Consider the following 26,269-nt stretch of genomic DNA (forward strand, 5'->3'; position numbering starts at 1 on the left):
ACGGGGCGTGAACGCACAGAGCGGGCGGGGACGCGTCCACACGCGCCACCCGCCCGCCCCGTGAGCCGGGCCTCCGCAGGAGGGCCTACGACACCGTCGTAAGACCGCCTACGAAACCACCGCGGGATCGGCCGAACTGGCCACCTTCTTGGCACTCTCCTCGTCCCCCACGGCGATGCCGCGCCGCTTGGAGACATAGACCGCGCCGACGATCACGGCGAGCGAGAGCAGGGCGATCCCGATCCGGACGCCGATGCTCTTGTCCTCGCCGTAGCTGAACTTGATGACCGCGGGCGCGATGAGCAGCGCGACGAGGTTCATCACCTTCAGCAGCGGGTTGATCGCGGGCCCGGCGGTGTCCTTGAAGGGGTCGCCGACCGTGTCGCCGATGACGGTCGCGGCGTGGGCCTCGCTGCCCTTGCCGCCGTGATGGCCGTCCTCGACGAGCTTCTTGGCGTTGTCCCAGGCACCGCCGGAGTTGGCGAGGAACACAGCCATGAGCGTGCCCGCCCCGATCGCGCCCGCGAGATACGCGCCGAGCGCGCCGACACCGAGCGTGAACCCGATGAAGATCGGCGCCATGACCGCGAGCAGACCGGGCGTCGCCAGTTCCCTGAGCGCATCCCGGGTGCAGATGTCGACGACCTTGCCGTACTCCGGCTTCTCGCTGTAGTCCATGATCCCGGGCCGCTCGCGGAACTGCCGCCGCACCTCGTAGACCACGGAACCCGCCGACCGCGACACGGCGTTGATGGCGAGCCCGGAGAAGAGGAAGACGACCGCGGCGCCCGCGATGAGGCCGACGAGGTTGTTGGGCTGCGAGATGTCCATCATCAGGTTCATCGGGGCGCCCTCGCCGGACACCTTCTCCCCGACGTCCTGCGCGCCCGTGAGGATCGCGTCACGGTACGACCCGAAGAGCGCCGACGCCGCCAGGACGGCGGTGGCGATGGCGATGCCCTTGGTGATGGCCTTGGTGGTGTTGCCGACCGCGTCCAGGTTGGTGAGCACCTGCGCGCCCGCGCCCTCGACGTCCCCGGACATCTCGGCGATGCCCTGGGCGTTGTCGGAGACCGGCCCGAAGGTGTCCATGGCGACGATCACGCCGACCGTGGTGAGCAGACCGGTGCCGGCCAGTGCCACCGCGAACAGCGCCAGCATGATCGACGTACCGCCGAGCAGGAACGCCCCGTAGACGCCGAGGCCGATCAGCAGGGCGGTGTAGACGGCCGATTCGAGACCGACGGAGATACCGGCGAGGACGACGGTGGCCGGGCCGGTGAGCGAGGTCTTGCCGATGTCCCTGACGGGACGGCGGCTGGTCTCGGTGAAGTAGCCGGTCAGCTGCTGGATGACGGCGGCGAGCAGGATGCCGATGGCGACCGCGACGAGCGCGAGGATGCGCGGGTCGCCGTCCTTGTCGGCGATCGCCCCGTCGGTGACGCCGTCGAGATCGGCGTACGACGACGGCAGGTACGCGAAGACGGCCACGGCCACCAGCACGAGCGAGATCACCGCGGAGATGAAGAACCCCCGGTTGATCGCGGACATGCCACTGCGGTCGGACCGGCGCGGCGCCACCGCGAAGATGCCGATCATGGCGGTCAGCACGCCGATCGCGGGCACGATCAGCGGGAAGGCGAGCCCGGAGTCGCCGAAGGCCGCCTTGCCGAGGATCAGCGCGGCGACCAGCGTCACGGCGTACGACTCGAAGAGGTCGGCCGCCATACCGGCGCAGTCGCCGACGTTGTCGCCCACGTTGTCGGCGATGGTCGCGGCATTGCGCGGGTCGTCCTCCGGAATGCCCTGCTCGACCTTGCCGACCAGGTCGGCGCCGACGTCGGCGGCCTTGGTGAAGATGCCGCCGCCGACACGCATGAACATGGCGATCAGGGCGGCCCCGAGGCCGAAGCCCTCGAGCACCTTCGGCGCGTCGGCCGCGTACACCAGCACGACACAGGAGGCGCCCAGCAGACCGAGCCCCACCGTGAACATGCCGACTACGCCGCCCGTGCGGAAAGCGATCTTCATTGCCTTGTGCGAGACGGCGGTGAGATCCTTTTCCGGTTCACCTTCCGCCGGGGTCGCTTCCCGTGCCGCCGCGGCAACGCGCACATTGCTGCGCACGGCGAGCCACATGCCGATATAACCGGTGGCCGCCGAGAACGCCGCGCCGATCAAGAAGAAGACGGATCGACCGGCGCGCTGATTCCAGTCGTCCGCGGGCAGCAGCATGAGCAGGAAGAACACGACCACGGCGAATACGCCGAGCGTGCGCAACTGCCGGGCCAGATAGGCGTTGGCGCCTTCCTGCACGGCCGATGCGATCTCTTTCATGCTGTCGGTTCCCTCGCCCGCCGCGAGCACCTGGCGCACCAGGACACCCGCGACCACGAGCGCGGCCACCGCGACGGCGGCGATCACCCAGACGATGATCCGGTTGTCGTCCGTCAGGACCGCGGCTGCGAGAGAAGTGGGATGGTCCAACTGAGGGGTAGAAAGCCCCGCCATTCGTCCTCCTTGACGCTTGGGCTGAGCTCAAGATGTGGACGGATTGTAGGTAGCGGAACCTGATCAAAACAGTGGGCGGTAAACGGAATTGGCCTTCACATGCTCTTCAGCAAATGATCGACGTCACGCCACAGAACCCGAAAGAGCTAATGCCCCAAAGGCATTGACTGATCGTGAATGATTTCACGAATTCCGAAAATACAAAGGGCCCCGCGGGTGCGGGGCCCTTCGATGTTCTGCTCTTATGACGGTCTATGAAGATCAGGGAAGCGTTGCGGCCGGCGGAGTGGTCGGCCAGGTCATACGGATCGACCCGCCGTGCTCCCCCGCGGTGACCTCCACGTCGTCGACGAGGCCGCTGATGACCGCGAGGCCCATCTCGTCCTCCTCGGTCTCCACGTCCGGGTCCTCGGCCGCCGCGCCGGGCGCCCGGTCACCCGGGGCCGAACGCGGCGCCTCGTCGCCGACCTCGATGGAGAACTGCTTCTCCTCCTCGATCAGCAGCACCTTCACCGGAGCGGTGATGCCACTGTTCTGATGCAGTCCGACGGCACGGGTGCAGGCCTCGCCGACGGCGAGCCTGACCTCGTCGAGCACGGCCTCGTCCACTCCGGACCTGCGCGCCACCGCCGCCGCCACCAGGCGGGCGGTCCGGACGTGCTCGGGCAGCGCGCTGAAGCGGAGTTCAACGGTGGCCATGCATCCCCCTCGGAACTACGGGCGTGCTGTCGGGGGACCGGACCGCCGAATGTCCGGACCCCCCAGGTACTACAGCCGTGCCGGACGCGGTTCAGGTCACCGCGCCCGGACCGGTGGTTCAGTCGGTCGCCGCCACCGCTTCGTCGACCGAGGTGTGGATCGGGAACACCTTGGTGAGACCGGTGATGCGGAAGATCTTCAGAATGCGCTCCTGGTTGCAGACCAGGCGCAGCGAGCCCTCATGGGCCCGCACTCGCTTCAGGCCGCCGACCAGCACGCCGAGCCCGGTGGAGTCGAGGAAGTCCACGCCCTCCATGTCGACGACGAGGTGGAAACTCCCGTCGTTCACCAGCTCGACCAGCTGCTCGCGCAGCTTGGGCGCGGTATATACGTCGATTTCGCCACCGACCTCGACGACCGTACGATCGCCGACGGTACGGGTCGACAGGGACAGGTCCACGGATCCTCCAGCACCTTGCTATCGAGCGGTCGTCCCGCGGGACACCTCGGCTTGAAGCCCCCAGGACGGTTCGCCAGCCGCGATGGCATTCAATCACTTACCGGCAGGCGTGCACGACGCCTTGGTCCCATTGTCCGTCACGCCGGTGACACACTCGGTGCCGATGGCCAAGAATCACCGATCCGATCGATCCCCGACGGACGCCGTATCCCGGGTGGACCCGGGCACGGTGCTGGGCAGGCTCGCCTCGGGGCCGAGCCGTGCTTCGCGCATCACTCATACGGAGCACTTGCCCCCGCGCGAGGGCCGCCATGCCGTCTGGCCTGACCGGATTCGCCCGGAGGTCCTCGCGGCCGTCCAGGCGGCGGGCATCGAGCACCCCTGGGCCCACCAGGCACGCGCCGCGGAGCACGCCCTGGACGGCGAGTCGGTGGTCGTCGCCACCGGCACCGCCTCCGGCAAGTCCCTGGCGTACCTCACGCCCGTCCTGTCGGCCCTCCTGGACGGCTCCGAGGCCCCGAACGGCCGCGGCGCCACCGCGCTCTACCTCGCCCCGACGAAGGCGCTCGCGGCGGACCAGTGCCGTTCTGTGAAGGAACTTTCACAACCGCTGGGCAATTCAGTTCGACCAGCCGTCTACGACGGTGACACCCCGTTCGAGGAACGCGAGTGGATCCGCCAGTACGCCAACTACGTGCTGACCAACCCGGACATGCTGCACCGCGGCATCCTCCCCTCCCACCCCCGCTGGTCCTCCTTCCTGAAGGCGCTCAAGTACGTCGTCATCGACGAGGTCCACACCTACCGCGGTGTCTTCGGCTCCCACGTCGCCCAGGTCCTGCGCCGGCTGCGCCGCCTCTGCGCCCGCTACGGCGCCTCCCCGGTCTTCCTGCTGGCCTCCGCGACCGCCGCCGAGCCCGCGGTCGCCGCCCGCCGCCTCACCGGCCTGCCGGTCGTCGAGGTCGCCGACGACGCCTCCCCGCGCGGCGAGCTGGTCTTCGCCCTCTGGGAGCCCCCGCTCACCGAGATGCAGGGCGAGAAGGGCGCCCCGGTCCGCCGTACGGCCACCGCCGAGACGGCCGACCTCCTGACCGACCTGACGGTCCAGGGCGTCCGCTCGGTCGCCTTCGTCCGCTCCCGGCGCGGCGCCGAGCTCATCTCGGTCATCGCCCAGGAACGCCTGGCTGAGGTCGACCGCTCGCTGGCCCGCCGAGTGGCGGCGTACCGGGGCGGCTACCTCCCCGAGGAACGCCGCGCCCTGGAACAGGCCCTCCATTCGGGCGAGTTGCTGGGCCTGGCGGCGACGACGGCCCTGGAACTCGGCATCGACGTCTCGGGCTTGGACGCCGTCGTCATCGCCGGCTACCCGGGCACCCGCGCGTCCTTGTGGCAGCAGGCCGGCCGCGCGGGCCGCTCCGGCCAGGGCGCCCTGGCCGTCCTGGTCGCCCGCGACGACCCCCTGGACACCTTCCTCGTCCACCACCCCGAGGCCCTCTTCGACCGCCCCGTGGAGACGACGGTCCTCGACCCCGACAACCCCTACGTCCTCGCCCCGCACCTGTGCGCGGCGGCGGCGGAACTGCCGCTGACGGACGAGGACATGGACCTGTTCGGCCCGGCCTGTGAGGACCTGCTCCCGCAGCTGGAGGCCGCGAAGCTGCTGCGCCGGCGCACGAAGGCCTGGCACTGGACCCGCCGGGAGTCCGCCGCCGACCTCGCCGACATCCGCGGCGGGGGCGGCCGCCCGGTGCAGATCGTCGAGTCCGGCACGGGCCGTCTGCTCGGCACGGTCGACGCGGGCGCGGCCCATACGACCGTCCACGAGGGCGCGGTCCACCTCCACCAGGGCCGCACCTATCTCGTCCGGTCCCTGGACCTGGAGGACTCGGTGGCGCTGGTGGAGGAGGCCAACCCGCCGTACTCGACCGTGGCCCGCGACACCACCGCCATCACCGTCCTGGAGACGGACGTCGAAGTCCCCTGGGGCCAGGGCCGGTTGTGCTACGGCTCCGTCGAGGTCACCAATCAGGTCGTCTCCTTCCTGCGCAGACGTCTCATCACCGGTGAAGTCCTGGGCGAGACGAAACTCGACCTCCCTCCTCGTACGTTGCGCACGCGCGCGGTGTGGTGGACCGTCACCGAGGACCAGTTGGACGAGGCCCGCATCAACCCCGAGATCCTCGGCGGCGCCCTGCACGCCGCCGAACACGCCTCCATCGGCCTGCTCCCCCTCTTCGCGACCTGCGACCGCTGGGACATCGGCGGCGTCTCGATCCCCCTGCACCCCGACACGCTGCTGCCCACGGTCTTCGTCTACGACGGCCACCCCGGCGGCGCGGGCTTCGCGGAGCGCGCCTTCCACACCGCCCGCGCCTGGCTCACCGCCACCCGCGAGGCCATCGCCTCCTGCGAGTGCGACGCCGGCTGCCCGTCCTGCATCCAGTCCCCCAAGTGCGGCAACGGCAACGACCCGCTGCACAAGAGGGGGGCGGTGCGGTTGCTCACGGTGTTGTTGCGGGGGGCGCCAGCGGCGGGGGCGGCTGGGGAGGCGGGGGCCCAGGGACTGGCGGAGGCGGCTGTCAGGGAGGCGGAGTCCCAGGCGTCGGCGGAGAGGACGGCTGCGGAATCGGAGCCCCAGGGGCCGGCGGAGGGGCCGGCTCCGGAAGCGGTTCGCCAGGAACCGGCGCCGGAAGCGGCTGTTCCGCCGGTCCCGCCCGGGCCCTGACCTCCGCCGCGAACGGCCCCCGCCCTGCCGCCGCCGTCACGTCCGAGACCTCACCCACCAGCGCGCACCGCACGAGCCGCGTGCCCTGCGCCCGGGCCACCCGAGCGGCCCGGGCGCAGGCCTCCGTACCGCCCTCCGCCCAGTGGTCCGCCGCCGCGAGCGCCGCCAGATCCGCGCCGCGCGCCGCACGATGCCGGGTCACCACGGCCTGCCCCAGGGCGAGCACGACCCCGAACACCACGCACAGCACGGCGATCGCACCGACGCTCCACACGGTGGCGGAGCCGCGGTCGGAACCGACACCCCGCCGGCGTGCGGAGCCACGGTCGGAGCAGACACCCCGTCGGCGCACGCCGCGCCCGCTCATGGCCCGCCCTCCACCGAGGCCACGGCCTCCTCCCGCACCTCGAACGGCAACCCGCGCAGCACCGGCGGCTTGGCCACGACCACCACCCGGACCTGCGTCTCCTCCCGGCTGACCGTGACCTTCGCCCCGCGCGGCGCCGCACCACGGGCCACCTCGACGACCGCGTCGGCCGGGTCCTCCCGAGCCGCGGCCCGGGCCCCTGTCCGAGCCGCGTCCACGCACTGGATCTGGGCGGCCACCACGAGCAGCCCCCACACCAGTGCCGTGGCGAACATCACCAGCACGGGCAGCACCACGGCCGACTCCGCCGTCACGAACCCCCGGTCCGCGCGGGCCCGTTCACATCCGCGCATCGAGGGCCTGCTTCACGATGCCCTGGAGCTCCGCGCTGACGGCCCCGCTGGTCACCACTTTGTAGAGGACGACCGCGAACGCCACCGCCGCGACGATGCCCATCGCGTACTCCGAGGTGACCATCCCCGTGTCCTTCCGCGCCGCCCGAAGCCGCGCGAGTACCACCTTGCACATCTCAACCCCCGTAAGGATCAGCTCTGTTGCCTACTGCTTCTCTGTTGCGAACTGCTTCTGTGATGCGAACTGCTTCTGTGATGCCTACTGCTTCGCGATCACCGGAACCGCTTCACCCCCGCCCCCGTCATCCACCACCCCCTCCCATGGCCGCGCCCGCCAGTCCGATCACGATGGGCAGCACCCCCACCGCGATGAACGCGGGCAGAAAGCACAGCCCCACCGGCGCGGTCACGAGGACGGCGGCCCTCCGGGCCCGTGCCGTCGCGGTACGCGCCCAGTCGGCCCGGGCTTCCGCGGCGATCCGGGCGACGGGGACGGCGGCGGGCAGCCCGGAGACGTCGGCCCGTTCCAGCAGCCGCGCCAGCGGCCCCGCACCCGGCATCGAGGCCAACCGCCGCCAGGCGTCGCCGGGTTCACCACCCAGCCGCACCTCCGCCGCACCCCGCGCCAGCCCTTCCCCGACCGGGCCGCCCAGCGCCTCGCCCACGGCCTGCGCCGCGACCACCGGACCGGCACCGGCCGCGATACAGGCCGCCAGCAGATCAGCCGCGAGCGGCAGTTGACGCGCGGCCTCTCCGACGTCGTACTCCTCCTCGGCGCCCGCGACCGTCTGCCGCCTCCGCCACCACCACAGCCCGGCGGCGACGCCCAGCCCGACGGCGACCCCGGCCGCACCCCCGACGAGAGCCCAGCCGCCGGCCACCACCCCCACCGAGGGCAGCCACCGCCGTACGGCCGTCCGCATGTCACCCCGCGGCCCGGCGTCCCGCGCCTCCCGCGCCACCAACCGGGCCAGCCGCCGCCGAACCCGCCGCTCGCGGCGAACCCCCTCGACCCACCTCGCGACCCACGCGAGAACCAGCAAGGCCCCCACCACCGCCCCCAGCCTGTGGACAACTTCCGCACTCACAGCACCCTCCTCCGCACACCCCGACGCTCCAGGCCGCCACCGCCCCTTGCCCGCCTCGCACCAGCCCGCAAGACGGCCCTTCTCCCACCCCGCCCCCGTCTCACAGCGCCTCCGCTCCCCGCACGATCCGCATCGCCCACCACATCCCCAGTCCCTCCAGCACCCCGCCCACCACCAGGCATCCCAGCCCCGGTCCGGTGTGCAGCAGGACATGGAGCGGGTCGGAGCCGAGGGCCGTGCCGAGGAGCAGGCCCAGGACCGGCAGGCCGGCGAGCATCAGGGCCGTGGAGCGGGCGCCCGCCAACTGGGCACGCAGGTCGGCGCGTTGGTCCCGCTCGGCACGCAACGCCGCTTCGAGCCGGTCGACCCCGGCGGCCAGCCCCGCACCCCGGTCCACGGCGACCCGCCAGCACGCCGCGAGCCCCAGCAGCCCACCGGCGCCCGGCTGCCGTGCCGCCGCCGCGAGCGCGTCCGGCACGTCACCACCGAACCGCGCCGCCGCCAGCACCGCCGACTGGGCGTCACCGAGCCCGTCGCAGTCACGGGCCGCCCGCAGCAGTGCCTCGCCCGGCTGCCGCCCGGCCCGCACCTCCCCGGCGAGCACCCCGCACAGCGCGATGACCGCGTCCCCGCGCCGCTCCCGGGCCTGCCGCTCCCGCCGGGCCCACCGCACCCGCCGCAGCAACGGCACCCCGGCCAGCCCCACGACGAGCGGCACCACCGAGGCCCCCAGCACCGCGAGCACCGCCCCGGCTGCCGCCGACCACCACTCGGCCCCCAGCCTCCCCCGCAACCGCCGCACCTCGCCGCCCAGTTGCCCCCACAGCGGCGGCCCGGTCCCGGCCACACCACCGCTCCCCGCGAGCAGCAACCGCGCCCTCCGAGCACCGACATGGGGCCCGCCCAGCAACCAGACCACCGCCCCGACGCAGGCCACGGCAGCACCGGCCGACATCTCACTCACCCCGGTCATGGCATCCCTCTCCGAGCAGCCCCCGCAGCCGCTCCCATCCCCGCTCGTACGCGAAGCCCTCCACGCCCCACCGCAGCGCCGGCACCGTGCGCACCAGCCCCGACGGGTCCCGTTCCAGCACCCGCACCTCGGCGATCCGTCGTCGCCCGGTCCGGTCGCGCACCAGGTGCAGCACCACCGACAGCGCGGCCGCCACCTGGGAGTGCAGCGCGGCCCGGTCGAGTCCGGCGGCCGTGCCCAGCGCCTCCAGGCGGGCCGGCACATCGGCGGCGGCGTTCGCGTGGACCGTCCCGCAGCCGCCTTCGTGGCCGGTGTTCAACGCGGCCAGCAGATGCACTACTTCAGGCCCCCGCACCTCGCCCACGACGAGCCGGTCCGGCCGCATCCGCAGCGCCTGCCGCACCAGGTCCTGGAGCGTGACCAGGCCCGCGCCCTCCTGGTTGGCCGGTCTGCTCTCCAAGCGGACGACGTGCGGATGGTCGGGCCGCAGTTCCGCCGAGTCCTCGGCGAGCACGATCCGCTCCCCGGGCCCGACCAGCCCCAGCAGCGCGCTCAGCAGCGTCGTCTTGCCGGTGCCGGTCCCGCCGCTGATGAGGAACGACAGCCGCGCGTCGACCAGCGCCCGCAGCACCCGGTCCCCGCCCGGCGGCACGGTGCCCGCCGCCACCAGCTCGTCGAGCGTGAACGCGCGCGGCCGCACGACCCGCAGCGACAGACACGTGCAGTCGACGGCCACCGGAGGCAGCACCGCGTGCAACCGCGTCCCGTCGGGCAGCCGGGCGTCCGCCCACGGCCGTGCGTCGTCGAGGCGCCGCCCGGCCACCGCGGCCAGCCGCTGCGCGAGGCGTCGTACGGCCGCAGCGTCGGGAAAGGAGACCCCGGTCAGCTCCAGCCCGCCGCCCCGGTCCACCCAGACCCGGTCCGGCGCCGACACCAGGACGTCGGTGACGTACGGGTCGGCGAGCAGCGGCTCCAGCGGCCCGCTGCCGACCAGCTCGGACCGCAGCCGCGCGGCGGCGCCCAGGACTTCGGCGTCCCCGAGCACCCGCCCCTGTTCACGCAGCGCCTGCGCCACGCGCGCGGGCGTCGGTTCGGCCCCGCTCTCGGCAAGCCACTGCCGTACGCCGTCGAGCAGTTCCGGAGCCATGTCGGCCCCGTCCTGTGCCCGGCCGAACGCACCCGGCCCCGCGTCCGCGCCACCCCGCGCGCCCTCGGCCACCCCCGGCCCGCCGCCCCGCGCGCCCTCGAACACTCCCGGTACGCCACGCGCGCGTGCCCACTCGTCCTCCAGCACCGTGGTCATGCCGCCTCCACCAGTGCCCGCTCCCAGAACTCCTTGCAGAACCGCGTCAGCGGCCCCCTCCCGGCGCCGGGCGGTGTCCTGGTCTCGTGCGGGCGCAGCAGGCCCGCCTCGACCGGCACCTCGCCCACCAGGGGCAGGCCGAGCAGCCGTGCCACCTCCCGGTCGTCGAGTCCGGGCGCGTACGGCCCCCGTACCGCCACCCGCAGGTCGCGTACGACCATCCCGACCGCGGAGGCCACCCGCCCGGCCGCCGCGACGGCCCGCAGTTCGGCGGGGACGACGAGGATGCCGAGGTCGAGCTGGGCGAGCGTCTCGGCCACACCGCCGTCGATACGGCGGGGCAGGTCGACGACGACCGTGCCGCCCCGGCGCCGGGCCGCGGCGAGCACCGCGCGGACGGCCTGCGGCGGGACGGCGACGCAGTCGCCGCGGTCCCAGCTGAGCACCCGCAGGGAGTGCAGCTCGGGCAGCGACTCCTCCAGGGCGCCGCCGCCGACCCTGCCGCGCGAGGCGGCGAACGCCGGCCAGCGCAGCCCCTCGGCGGTCTCCCCGCCGAGCAGTACGTCGAGTCCGCCGCCCAGCGGATCGGCGTCCACGAGCAGGGTGCGCAGTCCCTCCCGCGCGGAGGTGACGGCGAGCGCACACGCGAGCGTGGAGGCTCCGGCCCCGCCCCGGCCGCCGATGACGCCGACGGTGAGGGCGGGCCGGCCGACGCCTTCGGCGACGTCGGCGATCCGGTCGACGAGCCACTGCTCGCCGTCGGGCAGCATCAGGACGTGGTCGGCGCCGATCTCGACGGCCCGGCGCCACACCCCGGAGTCGTCCTGGTCCCTGCCGACGAGGACCACCCCGCCTCTGCGCGCGGCGCCCCGCACCCGTCGTACGGCGTCGTCGCCGACCAGGACGAGCGGCGCGGCCTCCCATCGGTCCCGCGGCTCGGGCACCCCTGGGTGCACCTCGGGTGTGGCGCCGGCCGCCGCGCAGAGCCGGAGCAGGTCGTCGAGGAGCCCGGGGTCCTCGGTGATGATCAATGGTCCGCCCTGTCGCCCTCCGGCGCCGGACGGCGGATCGTGTGTGACGGCTGCGGCCACGCTTTCCATCCCCCTTCGCTGCATCTCGCGAGGGCACCAAGGGCCTCGCGATTCCCGAACGTGTGAAGAACCGGCAACCGGCCTCCATATGAACGGCCGATAGGAACCGGCCAAACGCGGCCGACTAACCGGATCCGGCCATCAAGTCGGCGCCGGCGGGCCGCGCTGGAATCACGGTGCAACGCAGCGGGAAATAAAGTGGATCTTGGTCAATATCTGTGGACAACTCGGCCGTTGTGAATATGTCCGTCACCCGAACCGGTGAGCTGTACACCGATCCGTACCGACCTCTGTGCGACTTCCGCAGAGCAGCGCTACAGCTACGGACGGTGACGGATCATGGGCACGCGAAAGAGGCGGCCGAAGCCGCCTCGGTGCGGCGGTCCAGTCGCCTGCGAAGAGGGGAAAACCCACCCGGACATGCGACGACCCCCACCGGGGGGGAGAGTGGGGGTCGTCTCCACGGCCGACTCGGGGGGGGAGGAGCCGGGCCGGGTTAGCACGGTCGCGAACGATCCGTGACTTCCATGGTGTACCCGAGAGCCCTCTCAGGCAAACCCACGCGCCCCACCTTACGCCGAATGGGCTGCGCCTATGCTCGGGGTCGTGGAAAACCACTCCTTGCCCCGCACAGCGGCCTTCTTTGACCTGGACAAGACGGTCATTGCGAAGTCGAGCACGCTCACGTTCAGCAAGTCGTTCTACCAAGGCGGGCTGATCAACCGCAGGGCCGCGGTACGTACCGCGTACGCCCAGTTCGTCTTCCTCGTGGGCGGTATGGACCACGACCAGATGGAGCGCACCCGCGAGTACCTCTCCCAGCTCGTGCGCGGCTGGAACGTCCAGCAGGTGAAGGAGATCGTCGCCGAGACCCTGCACGACCTGATCGACCCGATCATCTACGACGAGGCCGCCTCCCTCATCGAGGAGCACCACACCGCCGGCCGCGACGTCGTGATCGTGTCCACGTCCGGCGCGGAGGTCGTCGAGCCGATCGGTGAACTCCTCGGCGCGGACCGCGTGGTGGCGACCCGGATGGTGGTCGGCGAGGACGGCTGCTTCACCGGCGAGGTGGAGTACTACGCGTACGGCCCGACGAAGGCCGAGGCAATCAAGGAGCTGGCCGAGTCCGAGGGGTACGACCTGGAGCGCTGTTACGCCTACAGCGACTCGGCGACCGATCTGCCGATGCTCGAGTCGGTCGGCCGTCCGCACGCCGTGAACCCGGACCGCGCGCTGCGTCGCGAGGCGCTCGCGCGCGGGTGGCCGATTCTCGATTTCCACCGGCCGGTCCGGCTCAAGCAGCGGTTCCCCGCGTTCTCCGTACCGCCCCGTCCGGCGCTGGTCGCGGCGGCCGCCATAGGGGCCGCAGCGGCCACCGCGGGTCTCGTCTGGTACGCGAGCCGGCGCCGGGCGACGGCGCTCTGAGCTGCGGCGGCGTCACGACTGTGCCCATGTCCGGTATATCGGTGCCCGTTTAGCGCCTGTTTGAGAGTAAAAGTAAAGAACTGCAGCCAGCACTTCCGCTTGCCCGGGTCCTGGAGTACAAAGGGGTTAACGGCCCGCGAGACCAAGGACATCCGAGAGGATCACCTTAATAACGCATTTGGCCCCACGGACCGAGCATGAACACTGGGCACCCACGCGACGTCGACCCGTCGATTACGGGCCAGCCGCACCAGGTGACGGGCAAAGTTCCCGACCTGATGGGCAACATATCGAGGACGCTTGGTAACCCGGTGAGCATGCCAGCGGCGGTACGAATCCTCGTACCGCCGCAACCCTGTTCAGGCCCCCGTGCGGGGGCCTTTTGCGTGCTTCACGCCGCCCCGCGCTGCAACGCCTCGCACACCGCCGTCGACTCGCGCACGCCGAGTTCGACCGCCTTGCCGCAGTGGGCGATCCAGGCGGCCATCCCCTCCGGAGTGCCGGAGACATACCCTTCGAGCGCCGCCAGGTAGGCCGCGCGGCCCAGTTCGGCGTGGCCGACCTCCGCCGGGCAGACGGACTTGGGGTCGAGGCCGCTGCCGATCAGGACGATGCGCTCGGCCGCGCGCGCGACGAGGCCGTTGTGGGAGGTGAAGGGCCGCAGCGCAAGGAGTTCGCCGTGGACGACGGCGGCCGTCACCAGCGCGGGGGCGGAACTGCCCGCGATGATCAGCTCGGACAGGCCCTCCAGGCGGCCGTTGACCTCCGCCGCACTGGGCAGCGGCAGTTCGATCAGCGGCTCGTCGACCGGTTCGCCCTCCCGGCGCGGACGCCCGACCTCGTCGCCATTGCTCGCGGCGGCCACCAGGTGCAGCCGGGCCAGGACCCGGAGCGGCGACTGCCGCCAGATGGACAGCAGTTGACCCGCCTCGGCGGTCAGCCTGAGCGCGGCGCCCATCACGCGCGCCTCGTCGTCCCCGCTGAAGTCGGAGCGGCGGCGCACCTCTTCGAGGGCCCAGTCGGCGCCGGACAGCGCCGCGGAGCCGCGGGAGCCGCGCAGCGCGGCCTCGCCGGTGACCGTGTTGCTGCGGCGCCGCATGATCCGGTGCCCGTAGACCCGGTCCACGGCCTTGCGCACGGACTCCACGGAGTCGGCCACACCGGGCAGCGAGCCCAGGGCCGCGAGCGGGTCGGCGGTCGCGCCTGTCGTACTCATGAGTACGACATTACGCAACGGCGGACCGGACCCCACGATGGAGTGGTCTTCTTCACGCACACCTGCCACGTACAGCTACCGCACCACTACCCTTCGTGAACATGAAAATTGCTTTCGTCGGGAAGGGCGGCAGCGGCAAGACCACCCTGTCCTCCCTGTTCATCCGGTATCTCGCCACGACCGGGCGGCCGGTGGTCGCGGTCGACGCCGACATCAACCAGCACCTGGGCGCCGCCCTCGGCCTCGACGAGGCGGAGGCCGCCGCGCTGCCCGCGATGGGCGAGCGGCTGAAGCTCATCAAGGAGTACCTGCGCGGCGACAACCCGCGGATCGCCTCCGCCGAGACGATGATCAAGACCACACCGCCCGGCGAGGGCTCCCGGCTGCTGCGGGTGCGCGAGGACAACCCGGTCTACGACGCCTGCGCCCGGCCGGTGGAACTCGACGGCGACACCGTCCGTTTGATGGTCACCGGGCCCTTCACCGACGCCGACCTCGGAGTGGCCTGCTACCACTCCAAGACAGGAGCGGTGGAGCTGTGCCTGAACCACCTGGTGGACGGGCGTGACGAGTACGTCGTGGTGGACATGACGGCCGGCTCCGACTCCTTCGCCTCCGGCATGTTCACCCGCTTCGACATCACGTTCCTCGTCGCCGAGCCGACCCGGAAGGGGGTCTCCGTCTACCGCCAGTACAAGGAGTACGCCCGGGACTACGGCGTCGTGCTGAAAGTCGTCGGCAACAAGGTGCAGGGGCAGGAAGACCTCGACTTCCTGCGTGCCGAGGTCGGGGACGACCTGCTCGTGACGGTCGGGCACTCGGACTGGGTGCGCGCCATGGAGAAGGGCCGGCCGCCCCGGTTCGCACTCCTGGAGGACACCAACCGCCGCGCCCTGCGCCTGCTGCAGACGGCCGTCGACGCGACGTACGACCTGCGCGACTGGCAGCGCTACACCCACCAGATGGTGCACTTCCACCTGAAGAACGCCCAGGCCTGGGGCAACGAGCGCACCGGGGCCGACCTGGCGGCGCAGGTCGACCCCGGGTTCGTGCTCGGCGAGAGCCTGGTGGCGAGCGCCTGACGGGCTCCTACCGCTTGGCTGCCGGCGCCCCCGGTACGCCCTTCGGGGCCGGGGCCGGACGGCCGGAGAGGAAGGACGCCCAGCCCTGCTTCGGGGCCTCGCCGACGCCGAGCGTCCGCATCTTGGCCAGGGTCTCGGGGTCCTGGGCGTCCAGCCAGTCGGCGAGCTGCCGGAAGGAGACGCAGCGCACGTCGGGCTTGTTGCAGACCTGCTCGACGGTCTCCTCGACGGCGCGCATGTAGGTGCCGCCGTTCCAGGACTCGAAGTGGTTGCCGATGATCAGCGGGGCGCGGTTGCCGTCGTAGGCGCGGTGGAAGCCCTTGAGCAGGCCGTCACGCATCTGGTCGCCCCAGAACTCGTACTTGTTCGGGTCGCCCTGGGTGTTGGTGCCGGACTGGTTGACCATGAAGTTGTAGTCCATGGTCAGCTGCTCGTAGGAGTGCCCGGGGAACGGCACGAGCTGCATCGACAGGTCCCACAGCCCCTCCTTCTTCCGGGGCCAGAGCTGGTCGTTGACACCGCTGGTGTCGTAGCGGAAGCCCAGCTCACGGGCGGCCTTCATGAAGTTCTTCTGGCCCTCCAGGCAGGGCGTACGGGCGCCGACGAGTTCCTTGTCGTAGTCGAAGGGGAGCGGGGCGGCCTTCTTCATGCCGGTGTTGGTCTTCCAGGACTTCACGAACTGCTTCGCCTGGGCGATCTCGTCCTTCCAGTCCTCGACCGACCACTGGCCGACCCCGCCGCCGCTGCCGCAGAAGTGGCCGTTGAAGTGGGTGCCGATCTCGTTGCCCTCCAGCCACGCCCCGCGCAGCTGCTTCACGGTCGCGGCGATGCCCTCCTCGTCGTTGAAGCCGATGTCGGAGCGGCCCGGGGAGTGCTGCGGCGGCCGGTACAGGTCGCGCTTCTCCTCCGGCAGCATGTACACGCCGCTGAGGAAGTAGGTCATGGTCGCGTTGTTCGCCTTGGCGACCTTGCGGAAGTGGGAGAACAGCTTCTGGCCGTCCTCGCCGGCGCCGTCCCAGGAGAACACCACGAACTGCGGCGGCTTCTGACCGGGCTTCAGGCGTTCCGGGCGGGGCAGGTGCGGCTGGGCGCCGGTGTACGCGGTGGAGCCGTCGCCGATCAGGCGGACCGGGCTCTTCGGCGGCGCCTGGGCGGGCTTCGCCTTCTGCGGGCCGGCGGCCCCTTCCTTGGAACCGTCGGTGCCGATCGCGCAACCGGCGAGCGATGCGGCACAGACCGCGGCGACCACGGCGCCGGCGGCGATCCTCTGGGTGGCGGCCATGTTCCGCCCACCTACTTCCTTCTGTCTCGGGAACTGGGGCCAACGACAGCGCCGCCAAGCTCGCACGAGACCGAGAAGGAATTAGTACGACAAGCCGATCAAATATCCGCATCACTCTGATGGGTGACTTATTAGCCTATTTGCCAGGAAAGTCTATGCCTGGCCTTTACTCTGAATTACGATCCGTTTACCGAGCGTTGATTCATCCCGCCGCTGCACGCCGTGACCCACGGCCGCGACCCGACCCCCCGCAAGAGCCGGGGGACCACCTGTTCCGCGACCGCGCTGCCCCGGAGGAGACGGGAATTATGTCCGCCTGCGTCCCCACCCGCGCCGCCGACTCGAGTCGGACCAAGCGCATCCACCGACCCCACAGCCCCCCGCCGTCCCGGCCCCGCCGCTTCCGTATCGCGGGCGCCGACGTGTCGGCCTCGATCGCGGTCTTCCTGATCGCCCTGCCCCTGTCCCTCGGCATCGCCCTCGCCACCGGCGCGCCCCTCCAAGCCGGCCTCGTCGCCGCCGCCGTGGGAGGCCTTGTCGCCGGACGGCTCGGCGGCTCCCCGCTCCAGGTGAGCGGCCCGGCCGCCGGACTCACGGTCGTCACCGCCGACCTCATCCACCGCTACGGCTGGCGCACGACCTGTGCGATCACGGTCCTCGCCGGGCTCGCCCAACTCGGCCTCGGCTGCCTGCGCGTGGCCCGCACCGCGCTCGCCGTCAGCCCCGCGATCGTGCACGGCATGCTGGCCGGCATCGGCGTCACCATCGCCGTCGCCCAGCTGCACATCGTTCTGGGCGGCACCCCGCAGAGTTCCGTCCTGGCCAACCTCCGTGCGCTGCCTGCCCAGTTGGCCGGCCTCGCGCCCGCCGCCGTGTCGGTGAGCGCGCTGACGCTGACCCTGCTGCTGCTCTGGCCCCGCATCCCGGGCCGGGTGGGCCGCCTGCTGCGCAAGGTCCCGGCCGCCCTCGTCGCCGTCACCGGCGCCAGCGCGGTCGCGGCCCTCGCCGGGCTGACCCTGCCCAAGGTCGACCTGCCCTCCTGGAGCAGCCATGCCCTGGCCGGACTCCCCGAGGGTCCGGTGCTCGGCATCGTCGCCGCCGTCCTGACGACCACCCTGGTGTGCAGCGTGCAGTCGCTCCTCGGCGCGGTCGCCGTGGACAAGATGGCGGCCGCCCGGCCGGGCCTGACGGCCCAGGTCGGACGCTCCGACCTGGACCGCGAACTGCTCGGCCAGGGCGCCGCCAACGTCGTGTCCGGCGCGCTCGGCGGACTCCCGGTCGCCGGGGTCGCCGTGCGGAGTTCGGCGAATGTGCACGCGGGTGCCGTGAGCCGGAACTCCACGATGCTGCACGGCGTTCTCGTAGTGATCGCCGCACTGCTGATGGTCCCGGTCCTGGAGTTCATCCCGCTCGCCTCGCTCGCCGCCCTGGTGATGGCCGTCGGCATCCAGATGGTGTCCCTGCACCACATCCGTACGGTGACCCGCCACCGAGAGGTCCTGGTCTACGCCGTCACCACCCTCGGCGTGGTGGTCCTCGGCGTCCTGGAGGGCGTGACGCTCGGCATCGCCGTGGCCGTCGCCGTCGCCCTGCACCGCCTCACCCGCACCCGCATCACCCACGAGCACGACGAACAGGAAGGAGTCCATCACGTCCATGTACGCGGCCAGTTGACGTTCCTCGCGGTGCCCCGCCTCAGCCGGGCCCTGCACCTCGTGCCCCAAGGCGCCCATGTCGTCGTCGAGTTGGACGGTTCCTTCATGGACCACGCGGCGTACGAGTCCCTGCAGGACTGGCAGAACACGCACACCGCGCAGGGCGGCACCGTCGAACTCACCGGCCGCCGGTCCGGAATCACTATCGCCGAGCCCGGCGAGACACCCGCGACCGGCGCGGGCGCCACGCCCCCGACGGACGACGCCGACGCGCCCACCGCCGCAGGCTGCCGCTGCCGCCCCTGGACACCCTGGCGCAACCACCAGTGCGAACGCCCTCCGTCCGCACCACCGTCCGTGACGTCCCAGGCATCCGACGCGTCCAACTCACCCGGAGCATCCGGCGCATCCGGCGCGCCCGGCACGTCCGGTGCTCCTGGCGCCCCCTCCCCCGGCGCCGGCGCTGTCGGTCCGAGCGGGCATGAACTGGCCCGTGGCATCAGCGCGTTCCAGCGCCACACCGCGCCCCTGGTGCGGGGCGAGCTGGCCCGGCTGGCCCGCGAGGGTCAGCGGCCCTCCCAGCTCTTCCTCACCTGCGCCGACTCCCGGCTGGTCACCTCGATGATCACCTCCAGTGGTCCGGGCGACCTGTTCGTGGTGCGCAACGTCGGCAACCTCGTTCCGCTGCCCGGCGAGGAGAGCGGGGACGACTCGGTCGCCGCCGCGATCGAGTACGCGGTGGACGTGCTGAAGGTGCGGTCCATCACGGTGTGCGGGCACTCCGGGTGCGGAGCCATGCAGGCGCTGCTCAACTCCGAGCCCGGAGGCGTCCAGACGCCGCTCAAGCGGTGGCTGCGGCACGGTCTGCCGAGTCTGGAGCGCATGGCCGACGACAGCAGGCCGTGGGCCGGACTCGCCGGCCGGGCGCCCGCGGACGCGGTGGAGCAGCTGTGTCTGACCAACGTGGTCCAGCAGTTGGAGCATCTGCGGGCGCACGAGTCGGTGGCCCGGGCGCTGCACAGAGGGGAGTTGGAGCTGCACGGGATGTACTTCCACGTGGGCGAGGCGCAGGCGTATCTGCTCACCGAGGCGTCGGAGGCAGGCGTGTTCGACCACGTGACGGATCACGTGGTCGGCACGGAGGATCTGCGCAGCCCGGCGTGACCGTCGCGGTCCCGCCCCACCCGGACGCCCCGCTCAGCGGGGAACGGACGTCTCCGCCGGGTGGGGCGGGGCGGGGACCGGATCGCACGGGGCGACCTCACCGCGGAAGAAGGCGAGGCCGGTGGCCGGCAGGAAGCTCCCGTCCGGCTGGCGCTGCCCCATCTTCTCGACGACCAGGGAGTCCCCGCGCCGCAGGTCGAACACCCAGCCGGGGCTCTGATCCGAGCGGCTCCGCACCCCCTTCCCCCGAGGCTCGGTGCACTCGTAGCCGTTGGGCAGCTTGTCCACGACCACGTGGATGCCGTGTGCCTTGAGCTTTTCGACGAGCCCGTCCGGCAGGGTGCCGCCGAGGCCGAACTCGTTCATGGTGACCGTCACGGTTCCGTCCGAGTGCGACACCACCGCGTAGGCGGGGGTCTCGGCGGGGGAGCCCGGCATCAGCACCGCAGCGCCCGCGGCGGCGGCGCAGGCCAGGGCGACGAGTCCGAGCCTCGGCGCCGTGAAAGCCGTACGGGCCCTGAAGCGGCGGCGTCCCGCGGGCGTCGGCGCTGCCTCGGCCGTGCCGTCGTCCGCGCGCAGGTCGATCTCGCGGCGCAGTTCCACCAGCAGCCGGTCCTCGAATGTCGTCCTGGTGGTCATGCCTCTCCCCCGTTTCCTCCGGTGACGTACGACAGGGACGTGCCGCGCGGTCCATCGGCGGGCTCGTCCGCCGCACGGCGCAGCGACTTGCGGGCCCGGTGCAGCCGTACGCGGGCCGTGACCTGGGTGATGCCCAGTGCGGCGGCGGTCTCGGAGACCGTCAGCTGGTCGACCACGATCAGCTCCAGAACGGCTCGCTCCCCCGCGGGGAGCCGTTCCAGCGCGGCCAGGGCGCGGCGGCCCGGGGACTCCGCGTCGAGCTTGTCCTCCAGGCGTGCGATGTCGTCCGGCTCCAGCAGCCGCCGCCCGGAGATGCGCCGGTCGCGGGCCGTCTCGCGGGCCACCCGGCGGTGCTCGCCGGCGACGACGTTGCGGGCGATGCCGTAGAGCCAGGCCGTCTCGCTGCCCCGGCCCGGGCGGTAGGTGTGGGCGGAGTCCAGGACCGCGAGGAAGATCTCGGCGGTCAGGTCGGCGACGGTGTGCGGGTCGGCGACACGCCGGGCCACGAAAGATGTCATCGCGTCCACATGGCGCCGGTAGAACTCCTCGAAGAGCTCTGGGTCGCGGACCGCCGCCTGCGGCCCGCCCCGTATCCCTTCCACACGTACCCCCTTCATGTCGGTGGCGCTTCATCAGTACTTGGGTCGGAGTGTGAAAGGCGTTACAGGGACTGAACTCTGCCTGGTCGGCGTCCGTGGGTACGGATGACGTCGGCCACCGAGAGAGACGTACCAAAACGGTCCCCCACAGGTCTAAACCAATTTTCCGTCGACCCTTGTCAGCAGGGGCTTCGGTCTGATGAGCTGTGGCCTGGGACACAACGGTCGCCCCGGCAAAACACTGCAAGGGAGATGTCGTGAGCAACGAATCCTTGGCCAACCTGCTCAAGGAAGAGCGCAGGTTCGCGCCGCCCGCGGACCTGGCAGCGAACGCCAACGTCACCGCGGAGGCGTACGAACAGGCCAAGGCTGACAGGCTCGGCTTCTGGGCCACGCAGGCCCGTCGGCTGACCTGGGCCAAGGAGCCGACCGAGACACTGGACTGGTCGAACCCGCCGTTCGCCAAGTGGTTCAAGGACGGCGAGCTCAACGTCGCGTACAACTGCGTCGACCGGCATGTCGAGGCGGGCAACGGCGACCGGGTCGCCATCCACTTCGAGGGGGAGCCCGGCGACAGCCGTGCGATCACCTACGCCGAGCTCAAGGACGAGGTCTCCAAGGCCGCGAACGCCCTGCTGGAGCTGGGAGTTCAGAAGGGCGACCGGGTCGCCGTCTACATGCCGATGATCCCGGAGACGGCGATCGCGATGCTGGCCTGCGCCCGCATCGGCGCCGCGCACTCCGTCGTCTTCGGCGGGTTCAGCGCGGACGCGCTCGCGACCCGTATCCAGGACGCCGACGCCAAGGTCGTCATCACCTCCGACGGCGGCTACCGGCGCGGCAAGCCGTCCGCGCTCAAGCCGGCCGTGGACGAGGCGATCGGCAAGGTCGACAACGTCGAGCACGTTCTGGTCGTACGCCGTACCGGACAGGACGTCGCCTGGGACGACAGCCGGGACGTGTGGTGGCACGAGATCGTCGAGCGGCAGTCGGCCGAGCACACGGCCGAGGCCTTCGAGGCCGAGCAGCCGCTGTTCATCCTCTACACGTCGGGTACGACGGGTAAGCCGAAGGGCATCCTGCACACCTCCGGCGGTTACCTGACCCAGGCCGCGTACACCCACCACGCCGTCTTCGACCTGAAGCCGGAGACGGACGTGTACTGGTGCACGGCCGACGTCGGCTGGGTCACCGGGCACTCGTACATCGTCTACGGGCCGCTCGCGAACGGCGCCACCCAGGTCATGTACGAGGGCACGCCGGACACTCCGCACCAGGGCCGCTTCTGGGAGATCGTGCAGAAGTACGGGGTGACGATCCTGTACACGGCGCCGACCGCCATCCGTACGTTCATGAAGTGGGGCGACGACATCCCCGCGAAGTTCGACCTGTCCTCGTTGAGGGTTCTCGGCTCCGTCGGTGAACCCATCAACCCCGAGGCGTGGATCTGGTACCGCAAGCACATCGGTGCGGACAAGACGCCGATCGTGGACACCTGGTGGCAGACCGAGACCGGCGCGATGATGATCTCGCCGCTGCCCGGCGTCACCGAGACCAAGCCCGGTTCGGCGCAGACCCCGCTGCCCGGCATCTCCGCGACCGTCGTCGACGACGAGGCCAACGAGGTGCCGAACGGCGGTGGCGGCTACCTGGTCCTCACCGAGCCGTGGCCGTCGATGCTGCGCACCATCTGGGGTGACGACCAGCGGTTCCTCGACACGTACTGGTCGCGTTTCGAGGGCAAGTACTTCGCCGGTGACGGCGCGAAGAAGGACGACGACGGCGACGTCTGGCTGCTCGGCCGGGTGGACGACGTGATGCTCGTGTCCGGGCACAACATCTCCACCACCGAGGTCGAGTCGGCGCTCGTCTCCCACCCGTCCGTCGCCGAGGCGGCCGTCGTCGGTGCCGCCGACGAGACGACCGGGCAGGCCATCGTCGCCTTCGTGATCCTGCGCGGCACGGCGAACGCCGAGGACGAGAACCTCATCGCCGACCTGCGCAACCACGTCGGCGCCACCCTCGGCCCGATCGCCAAGCCCAAGCGCGTCCTGCCGGTGGCCGAGCTGCCGAAGACCCGCTCCGGCAAGATCATGCGCCGCCTGCTGCGGGACGTCGCCGAGAACCGCCAGCTGGGTGACGTGACGACCCTGACCGACTCCACGGTCATGGACCTCATCCAGGCCAAGCTCCCGGCCGCGCCCAGCGAGGACTGAGGCTCGCCCCGCAGAACCGGGGTGGCTTCACCGCCGTAGAACAGGGGTGCCCGGCGTGAGAACGCGCCGGGCGCCCCTTTTAGGTAAACTAAACAAAACTAGCGTGACCCCATAGGTGTGCCGGGAAGTCTGGTCGGCGAGCAGCTCTGCCCTACCCACCGACCGGAGGTCCCCCTCATGGCCGCGCCCCGCTCCACCACCCCCCGCAAGGTCTTCGGACGGCTGTCGCTGCCCGAACGGACCTTCGTGGCGGACGCGCTGCGCACCGAGACCGTCGGCGGTGTGCTGCTGCTGGTGGCCGCGATCGCCGCGCTGATCTGGGCGAACGTACCCGGGCTGCACGACAGCTACGCGTCGGTCAGCCACTTCCACTTCGGCCCCGAAGCCCTCGGTCTGAACCTCTCCGTCGCCCACTGGGCCGCCGACGGGCTCCTCGCGATCTTCTTCTTCGTCGCCGGCATCGAACTCAAGCGCGAGCTGGTCGCCGGTGACCTCAGGGACCCCAAGGCGGCCGCGCTGCCGGTCGTCGCGGCCCTGTGCGGGATGGCCGTACCGGCGCTCGTCTACACGCTCACCAACCTCAGCGGCGGCGGATCGCTCGACGGCTGGGCGGTCCCGACCGCGACCGACATCGCCTTCGCGCTCGCCGTGCTCGCCGTCATCGGTACGTCCCTGCCCAGCGCCCTGCGCGCCTTCCTGCTCACGCTCGCCGTCGTCGACGACCTCTTCGCGATCCTGATCATCGCGGTCTTCTTCACCGACCGGATCGACTTCGCCGCCCTCGGCGGCGCGGTGATCGGCCTGGCCGTCTTCTGGCTGCTGCTGCGCAAGGGAGTGCGCGGCTGGTACGTGTACGTCCCGCTCGCCCTGGTGATCTGGGGGCTGATGTACAACAGCGGCGTCCACGCCACCATCGCCGGCGTCGCCATGGGCCTGATGCTGCGCTGCACCACGCGCGAGGGCGAGCAGCACTCCCCCGGCGAGCATGTCGAACACCTCGTACGGCCGCTCTCGGCGGGCCTGGCCGTGCCGCTGTTCGCGCTGTTCAGCGCCGGTGTCTCGGTCTCCGGCGGCGCCGTGGGCGACGTGTTCACCAAGCCGGAGACGCTCGGCGTCGTCCTCGGACTCGTGGTCGGCAAGGCGATCGGCATCTTCGGCGGGACCTGGCTGACGGCACGCTTCACCCGGGCCTCCCTCAGCGACGACCTGGAGTGGGCGGACGTCTTCGCCGTCGCGACCCTCGCCGGCATCGGCTTCACCGTGTCGCTGCTCATCGGCGAGCTGGCCTTCGACGGGGACGCGGCCCTCACCGACGAGGTCAAGGCGGCCGTCCTGATGGGCTCGCTCATCGCGGCGACCCTCGCGACCGTGCTGCTGAAGGTGCGCAACGCCAAGTACCGGCGGATGGTCGAGGCCGAGGAGCGCGACGAGGACCTCGACGGCATCCCGGACATCTACGAGGAGGACGACCCGGCGTACCACCTGCGGATGGCCGCGATCTACGAGAACAAGGCCGCCGAGCACCGCCGGATCGCCGAACTGAAGGCCGCGCAACGCGCCGGGCTTGCCGAAGTGGCGGGCGGGGCAGGCGAGGAGGACGACCGTCGGGCATGATCTGACGGGACGGTACAAAAGACGAATCCTTACGCAGGGAGACCGCGATGAGCGCACCCGACGGCAGCCCGGTCGGCGCCGAACGCAGTATCGGCCAGCTGTTCGCCTCGGCGACGACCGAGATGTCCGCGCTGGTGCACGACGAGATCGCACTGGCCAAGGCGCAGCTCAAGCGGGACGTGAAGCGCGGCGCGACGAGCGGCGGCGCGTTCATGGTGGCCGGCGGGGTCCTGGTGTTCTCGCTGCCGATGCTGAACTTCGCCCTGGCGTACGGCATCCGGACCTGGAGCGACTGGAACCTCGCGGTCTGCTTCCTGCTGTCCTTCGCGGCGAACGTCCTCATCGCGGGCATCCTCGCGCTGATCGGCGTGGTCTTCGCGAAGAAGGCGAAGCAGAGCGGCGGCGCGCAGAAGACCGCGGCGTCGATGAAGGAGACGGCGAGCGTCCTGCAGAAGGCCAAGCCGCACCCGCGGCCGGAGCTGCCGCAGGACCGTGTCCCGGAGGCCATCGAGGCTGTGGCACGCTCGTCGTCATGAGCGAGCCCGCCACTCCTTCGGCCGAATCCGTCGTACGGCCCGACGTCCTCGGTGACAGACAGGTCACCCACCGGGACGTCGCCGCCAACGGCGCGCGGTTCCACATCGCCGAGATGGGCGACGGGCCGCTGGTGCTGCTGCTGCACGGCTTCCCGCAGTTCTGGTGGGCGTGGCGGCATCAGCTGCCCGCGCTCGCGGACGCCGGGTTCCGGGCCGTCGCCATGGACCTGCGGGGCGTCGGCGGCAGCGACCGCACCCCGCGCGGCTACGACCCGGCGAACCTCGCCCTCGACATCACCGGCGTGATCCGCTCCCTCGGCGAGCCGGACGCCGCGCTGGTCGGCCATGACCTGGGCGGATATCTGGCGTGGACGGCGGCGGCGATGCGGCCGAAGCTGGTCCGGCGGCTCGCGGTGTCCTCGATGCCGCATCCGCGGCGCTGGCGCTCGGCGATGCTCTCGGACGTCAAACAGACCCGCGCCGGGTCGTACATCTGGGGGTTCCAGCGCCCCTGGATCCCGGAGCGGCAGCTGACCGCGGACGACGGCGCGCTGGTCGCCGAGTTGATCCGGGACTGGTCCGGGCCGAGCCTGCCGGACGACGACGCGGTGGAGACGTACCGTCGCGCGATGTGCATCCCGTCGACCGCGCACTGCTCGATCGAGCCGTACCGCTGGATGGTGCGCTCGATGGCCCGCCCGGACGGCATCCAGTTCAACCGGCGCATGAAGCGACCGGTCCGCGTGCCGACGCTGCATCTGCACGGCTCGCTCGATCCGGTGATGCGGACCCGGAGCGCGGCCGGTTCCGGGGAGTACGTCGAAGCGCCGTACCGCTGGCGGCTGTTCGACGGGCTCGGGCACTTCCCCCATGAAGAGGACCCGGTCGCTTTCTCCACCGAACTGATCAATTGGCTGAAGGATCCCGAACCCGATCGGTGACCGTCCGGACGCGCCCGGTATCCGGACCTGAACATCTGTCCTACGAACAGCCAATTGCCCGGCGCATAGGCCAATTGGGGGCCGTGGGGGCGGTTATCGACCTTGGGGCAGGGGCACACGTCGGGGTATGGGCTGGACGCACGACTACAGTGACGCAGCACGCAACCGCCGCTCGGGCCACGGTCTGAGCCCCCACCAGCGAGGAGGGGCCCCGCAGGAGCAGGGCACGGACCTCCGGGTGGGCATCCCGCGCATCCTGCGCCGCCGGGCCCGCTGGGTCTCGGTACGACTGCGTCACACCCGGGGCTGACGCAGGCTCAGGCCCCT

22 protein-coding genes and 1 pseudogene are annotated in these 26,269 nt (G+C 71.5%); 9 read left to right on the forward strand and 14 right to left on the reverse strand.

Going from position 1 to position 26,269, the window contains the following annotated elements:
* Nucleotides 1-108: 108 nt before the first annotated feature.
* The 3 genes from IQ210_RS08890 to bldG form a co-directional block, all read right to left on the reverse strand.
* A complete protein-coding gene (locus IQ210_RS08890) occupies nucleotides 109-2,511 on the reverse strand; it encodes a sodium-translocating pyrophosphatase (RefSeq protein ID WP_194078345.1) in 2,403 nt (800 codons plus the stop codon).
* A gap of 261 nt (nucleotides 2,512-2,772) precedes the next feature.
* On the reverse strand, nucleotides 2,773-3,210 hold the full coding sequence (locus IQ210_RS08895) for an ATP-binding protein (protein ID WP_194078346.1): 438 nt from the start codon (nucleotides 3,208-3,210) through the stop codon (nucleotides 2,773-2,775).
* Nucleotides 3,211-3,328: 118 nt separating this feature from the next.
* Nucleotides 3,329-3,670 (reverse strand): anti-sigma factor antagonist BldG, encoded by a 342-nt coding sequence (bldG, locus tag IQ210_RS08900; protein ID WP_005475923.1) that lies wholly within the window; start codon nucleotides 3,668-3,670, stop codon nucleotides 3,329-3,331.
* An 82-nt stretch (nucleotides 3,671-3,752) separates the two neighbouring features.
* On the opposite strand from bldG, the gene IQ210_RS08905 reads away from it, so the two are divergent.
* Nucleotides 3,753-6,395: a DEAD/DEAH box helicase gene (locus IQ210_RS08905; RefSeq protein ID WP_228047411.1), complete on the forward strand. Its 2,643-nt coding sequence runs from the start codon at nucleotides 3,753-3,755 to the stop codon at nucleotides 6,393-6,395.
* Here IQ210_RS08905 and IQ210_RS08910 read toward each other — a convergent pair.
* The 7 genes and pseudogenes from IQ210_RS08910 to ssd all read right to left on the reverse strand — a co-directional run.
* Nucleotides 6,346-6,762, reverse strand: a pseudogene (locus IQ210_RS08910) (Rv3654c family TadE-like protein); the annotation flags it as partial. The gene IQ210_RS08905 and the pseudogene IQ210_RS08910 sit on opposite strands and share 50 nt — an antisense overlap.
* Nucleotides 6,759-7,115: a TadE family type IV pilus minor pilin gene (locus IQ210_RS08915; RefSeq protein WP_194078347.1), complete on the reverse strand. Its 357-nt coding sequence runs from the start codon at nucleotides 7,113-7,115 to the stop codon at nucleotides 6,759-6,761. The gene IQ210_RS08915 and the pseudogene IQ210_RS08910, both read right to left, overlap by 4 nt.
* A complete protein-coding gene (locus tag IQ210_RS08920; RefSeq protein ID WP_079312743.1) occupies nucleotides 7,102-7,290 on the reverse strand; it encodes a DUF4244 domain-containing protein in 189 nt (62 codons plus the stop codon). Before IQ210_RS08920 ends, IQ210_RS08915 begins: the two co-directional genes overlap by 14 nt.
* Before the next feature lie 127 nt (nucleotides 7,291-7,417).
* Entirely contained in the window at nucleotides 7,418-8,203 is a 786-nt protein-coding gene (locus tag IQ210_RS08925) for a type II secretion system F family protein (protein ID WP_194078348.1), read from the reverse strand.
* A gap of 100 nt (nucleotides 8,204-8,303) precedes the next feature.
* Entirely contained in the window at nucleotides 8,304-9,176 is an 873-nt protein-coding gene (locus IQ210_RS08930; RefSeq protein WP_194078349.1) for a type II secretion system F family protein, read from the reverse strand.
* The gene (locus IQ210_RS08935; protein WP_194078942.1) at nucleotides 9,160-10,323 is read right to left on the reverse strand and encodes a TadA family conjugal transfer-associated ATPase; all 1,164 of its coding nucleotides are present in this window, start codon (nucleotides 10,321-10,323) and stop codon (nucleotides 9,160-9,162) included. Before IQ210_RS08935 ends, IQ210_RS08930 begins: the two co-directional genes overlap by 17 nt.
* A gap of 152 nt (nucleotides 10,324-10,475) precedes the next feature.
* Nucleotides 10,476-11,579, reverse strand: coding sequence for a septum site-determining protein Ssd (ssd, locus tag IQ210_RS08940; protein ID WP_194078350.1), 1,104 nt, complete (start codon nucleotides 11,577-11,579; stop codon nucleotides 10,476-10,478).
* 585 nt (nucleotides 11,580-12,164) lie between these two features.
* Here ssd and IQ210_RS08945 point away from each other — a divergent pair.
* Nucleotides 12,165-12,998 (forward strand): HAD family hydrolase, encoded by an 834-nt coding sequence (locus tag IQ210_RS08945; RefSeq protein WP_194078351.1) that lies wholly within the window; start codon nucleotides 12,165-12,167, stop codon nucleotides 12,996-12,998.
* A 391-nt stretch (nucleotides 12,999-13,389) separates the two neighbouring features.
* On the opposite strand, the gene IQ210_RS08950 is transcribed toward IQ210_RS08945, so the two are convergent.
* A complete protein-coding gene (locus IQ210_RS08950; RefSeq protein WP_132801058.1) occupies nucleotides 13,390-14,214 on the reverse strand; it encodes a Fic family protein in 825 nt (274 codons plus the stop codon).
* Nucleotides 14,215-14,315: 101 nt separating this feature from the next.
* Between IQ210_RS08950 and IQ210_RS08955 the strand changes: the two genes are divergently transcribed.
* The gene (locus IQ210_RS08955) at nucleotides 14,316-15,296 is read left to right on the forward strand and encodes an ATP-binding protein (RefSeq protein WP_194078352.1); all 981 of its coding nucleotides are present in this window, start codon (nucleotides 14,316-14,318) and stop codon (nucleotides 15,294-15,296) included.
* 7 nt (nucleotides 15,297-15,303) lie between these two features.
* Here the strand turns inward: IQ210_RS08955 and IQ210_RS08960 are convergent, their stop codons facing one another.
* Complete coding sequence (locus IQ210_RS08960) at nucleotides 15,304-16,578, reverse strand: polysaccharide deacetylase family protein (protein WP_194078353.1); 1,275 nt, start codon at nucleotides 16,576-16,578, stop codon at nucleotides 15,304-15,306.
* Between the two features lie 308 nt (nucleotides 16,579-16,886).
* Between IQ210_RS08960 and IQ210_RS08965 the strand changes: the two genes are divergently transcribed.
* Entirely contained in the window at nucleotides 16,887-19,397 is a 2,511-nt protein-coding gene (locus IQ210_RS08965; protein ID WP_194078354.1) for a SulP family inorganic anion transporter, read from the forward strand.
* Nucleotides 19,398-19,430: 33 nt separating this feature from the next.
* Here IQ210_RS08965 and IQ210_RS08970 read toward each other — a convergent pair whose 3' ends face one another.
* Nucleotides 19,431-20,036: a hypothetical protein gene (locus IQ210_RS08970; protein ID WP_194078355.1), complete on the reverse strand. Its 606-nt coding sequence runs from the start codon at nucleotides 20,034-20,036 to the stop codon at nucleotides 19,431-19,433.
* Nucleotides 20,033-20,653 carry an RNA polymerase sigma factor gene (locus IQ210_RS08975; protein WP_194078356.1) on the reverse strand — a complete coding sequence of 207 codons (621 nt, stop codon included), beginning with the start codon at nucleotides 20,651-20,653 and terminating at the stop codon, nucleotides 20,033-20,035. Before IQ210_RS08975 ends, IQ210_RS08970 begins: the two co-directional genes overlap by 4 nt.
* A 239-nt stretch (nucleotides 20,654-20,892) precedes the next feature.
* Between IQ210_RS08975 and acs the strand changes: the two genes are divergently transcribed.
* The 5 genes from acs (at nucleotide 20,893) to IQ210_RS47140 (ending at nucleotide 26,252) form a co-directional block, all read left to right on the forward strand.
* On the forward strand, nucleotides 20,893-22,851 hold the full coding sequence (acs, locus tag IQ210_RS08980; protein WP_194078357.1) for an acetate--CoA ligase: 1,959 nt from the start codon (nucleotides 20,893-20,895) through the stop codon (nucleotides 22,849-22,851).
* A 177-nt stretch (nucleotides 22,852-23,028) separates the two neighbouring features.
* Nucleotides 23,029-24,465 (forward strand): Na+/H+ antiporter NhaA, encoded by a 1,437-nt coding sequence (gene nhaA / locus IQ210_RS08985; protein ID WP_194078358.1) that lies wholly within the window; start codon nucleotides 23,029-23,031, stop codon nucleotides 24,463-24,465.
* A gap of 47 nt (nucleotides 24,466-24,512) precedes the next feature.
* Nucleotides 24,513-25,001, forward strand: a complete 489-nt coding sequence (locus IQ210_RS08990) for a phage holin family protein (protein WP_194078359.1) — start codon at nucleotides 24,513-24,515, stop codon at nucleotides 24,999-25,001.
* Nucleotides 24,998-25,942 (forward strand): alpha/beta fold hydrolase, encoded by a 945-nt coding sequence (locus IQ210_RS08995; RefSeq protein ID WP_194078360.1) that lies wholly within the window; start codon nucleotides 24,998-25,000, stop codon nucleotides 25,940-25,942. Before IQ210_RS08990 ends, IQ210_RS08995 begins: the two co-directional genes overlap by 4 nt.
* Nucleotides 25,943-26,069: 127 nt before the next feature.
* Nucleotides 26,070-26,252: a hypothetical protein gene (locus IQ210_RS47140; protein WP_228047413.1), complete on the forward strand. Its 183-nt coding sequence runs from the start codon at nucleotides 26,070-26,072 to the stop codon at nucleotides 26,250-26,252.
* The last annotated feature ends 17 nt before the right edge of the window (nucleotides 26,253-26,269 follow it).

Source organism: Streptomyces justiciae, assembly GCF_015163075.1.
Taxonomy (GTDB): Bacteria; Actinomycetota; Actinomycetes; order Streptomycetales; family Streptomycetaceae; genus Streptomyces; species Streptomyces justiciae.

What these genes read in the sequence shown, in the direction of transcription:
- IQ210_RS08890 (WP_194078345.1), bottom strand. Translation starts at nt 2,511, where the DNA reads ATGGCGGGGCTTTCTACCCCTCAGTTGGACCATCCCACTTCTCTCGCA.
- IQ210_RS08895 (WP_194078346.1), bottom strand. Translation starts at nt 3,210, where the DNA reads ATGGCCACCGTTGAACTCCGCTTCAGCGCGCTGCCCGAGCACGTCCGG.
- IQ210_RS08905 (WP_228047411.1), top strand. Translation starts at nt 3,753, where the DNA reads ATGGCATTCAATCACTTACCGGCAGGCGTGCACGACGCCTTGGTCCCA.
- IQ210_RS08915 (WP_194078347.1), bottom strand. Translation starts at nt 7,115, where the DNA reads ATGCGCGGATGTGAACGGGCCCGCGCGGACCGGGGGTTCGTGACGGCG.
- IQ210_RS08920 (WP_079312743.1), bottom strand. Translation starts at nt 7,290, where the DNA reads ATGTGCAAGGTGGTACTCGCGCGGCTTCGGGCGGCGCGGAAGGACACG.
- IQ210_RS08930 (WP_194078349.1), bottom strand. Translation starts at nt 9,176, where the DNA reads ATGACCGGGGTGAGTGAGATGTCGGCCGGTGCTGCCGTGGCCTGCGTC.
- IQ210_RS08935 (WP_194078942.1), bottom strand. Translation starts at nt 10,323, where the DNA reads ATGGCTCCGGAACTGCTCGACGGCGTACGGCAGTGGCTTGCCGAGAGC.
- ssd (WP_194078350.1), bottom strand. Translation starts at nt 11,579, where the DNA reads ATGGAAAGCGTGGCCGCAGCCGTCACACACGATCCGCCGTCCGGCGCC.
- IQ210_RS08945 (WP_194078351.1), top strand. Translation starts at nt 12,165, where the DNA reads ATGCTCGGGGTCGTGGAAAACCACTCCTTGCCCCGCACAGCGGCCTTC.
- IQ210_RS08950 (WP_132801058.1), bottom strand. Translation starts at nt 14,214, where the DNA reads ATGAGTACGACAGGCGCGACCGCCGACCCGCTCGCGGCCCTGGGCTCG.
- IQ210_RS08955 (WP_194078352.1), top strand. Translation starts at nt 14,316, where the DNA reads ATGAAAATTGCTTTCGTCGGGAAGGGCGGCAGCGGCAAGACCACCCTG.
- IQ210_RS08960 (WP_194078353.1), bottom strand. Translation starts at nt 16,578, where the DNA reads ATGGCCGCCACCCAGAGGATCGCCGCCGGCGCCGTGGTCGCCGCGGTC.
- IQ210_RS08965 (WP_194078354.1), top strand. Translation starts at nt 16,887, where the DNA reads ATGTCCGCCTGCGTCCCCACCCGCGCCGCCGACTCGAGTCGGACCAAG.
- IQ210_RS08970 (WP_194078355.1), bottom strand. Translation starts at nt 20,036, where the DNA reads ATGACCACCAGGACGACATTCGAGGACCGGCTGCTGGTGGAACTGCGC.
- IQ210_RS08975 (WP_194078356.1), bottom strand. Translation starts at nt 20,653, where the DNA reads ATGAAGGGGGTACGTGTGGAAGGGATACGGGGCGGGCCGCAGGCGGCG.
- nhaA (WP_194078358.1), top strand. Translation starts at nt 23,029, where the DNA reads ATGGCCGCGCCCCGCTCCACCACCCCCCGCAAGGTCTTCGGACGGCTG.
- IQ210_RS08990 (WP_194078359.1), top strand. Translation starts at nt 24,513, where the DNA reads ATGAGCGCACCCGACGGCAGCCCGGTCGGCGCCGAACGCAGTATCGGC.
- IQ210_RS08995 (WP_194078360.1), top strand. Translation starts at nt 24,998, where the DNA reads ATGAGCGAGCCCGCCACTCCTTCGGCCGAATCCGTCGTACGGCCCGAC.
- IQ210_RS47140 (WP_228047413.1), top strand. Translation starts at nt 26,070, where the DNA reads ATGGGCTGGACGCACGACTACAGTGACGCAGCACGCAACCGCCGCTCG.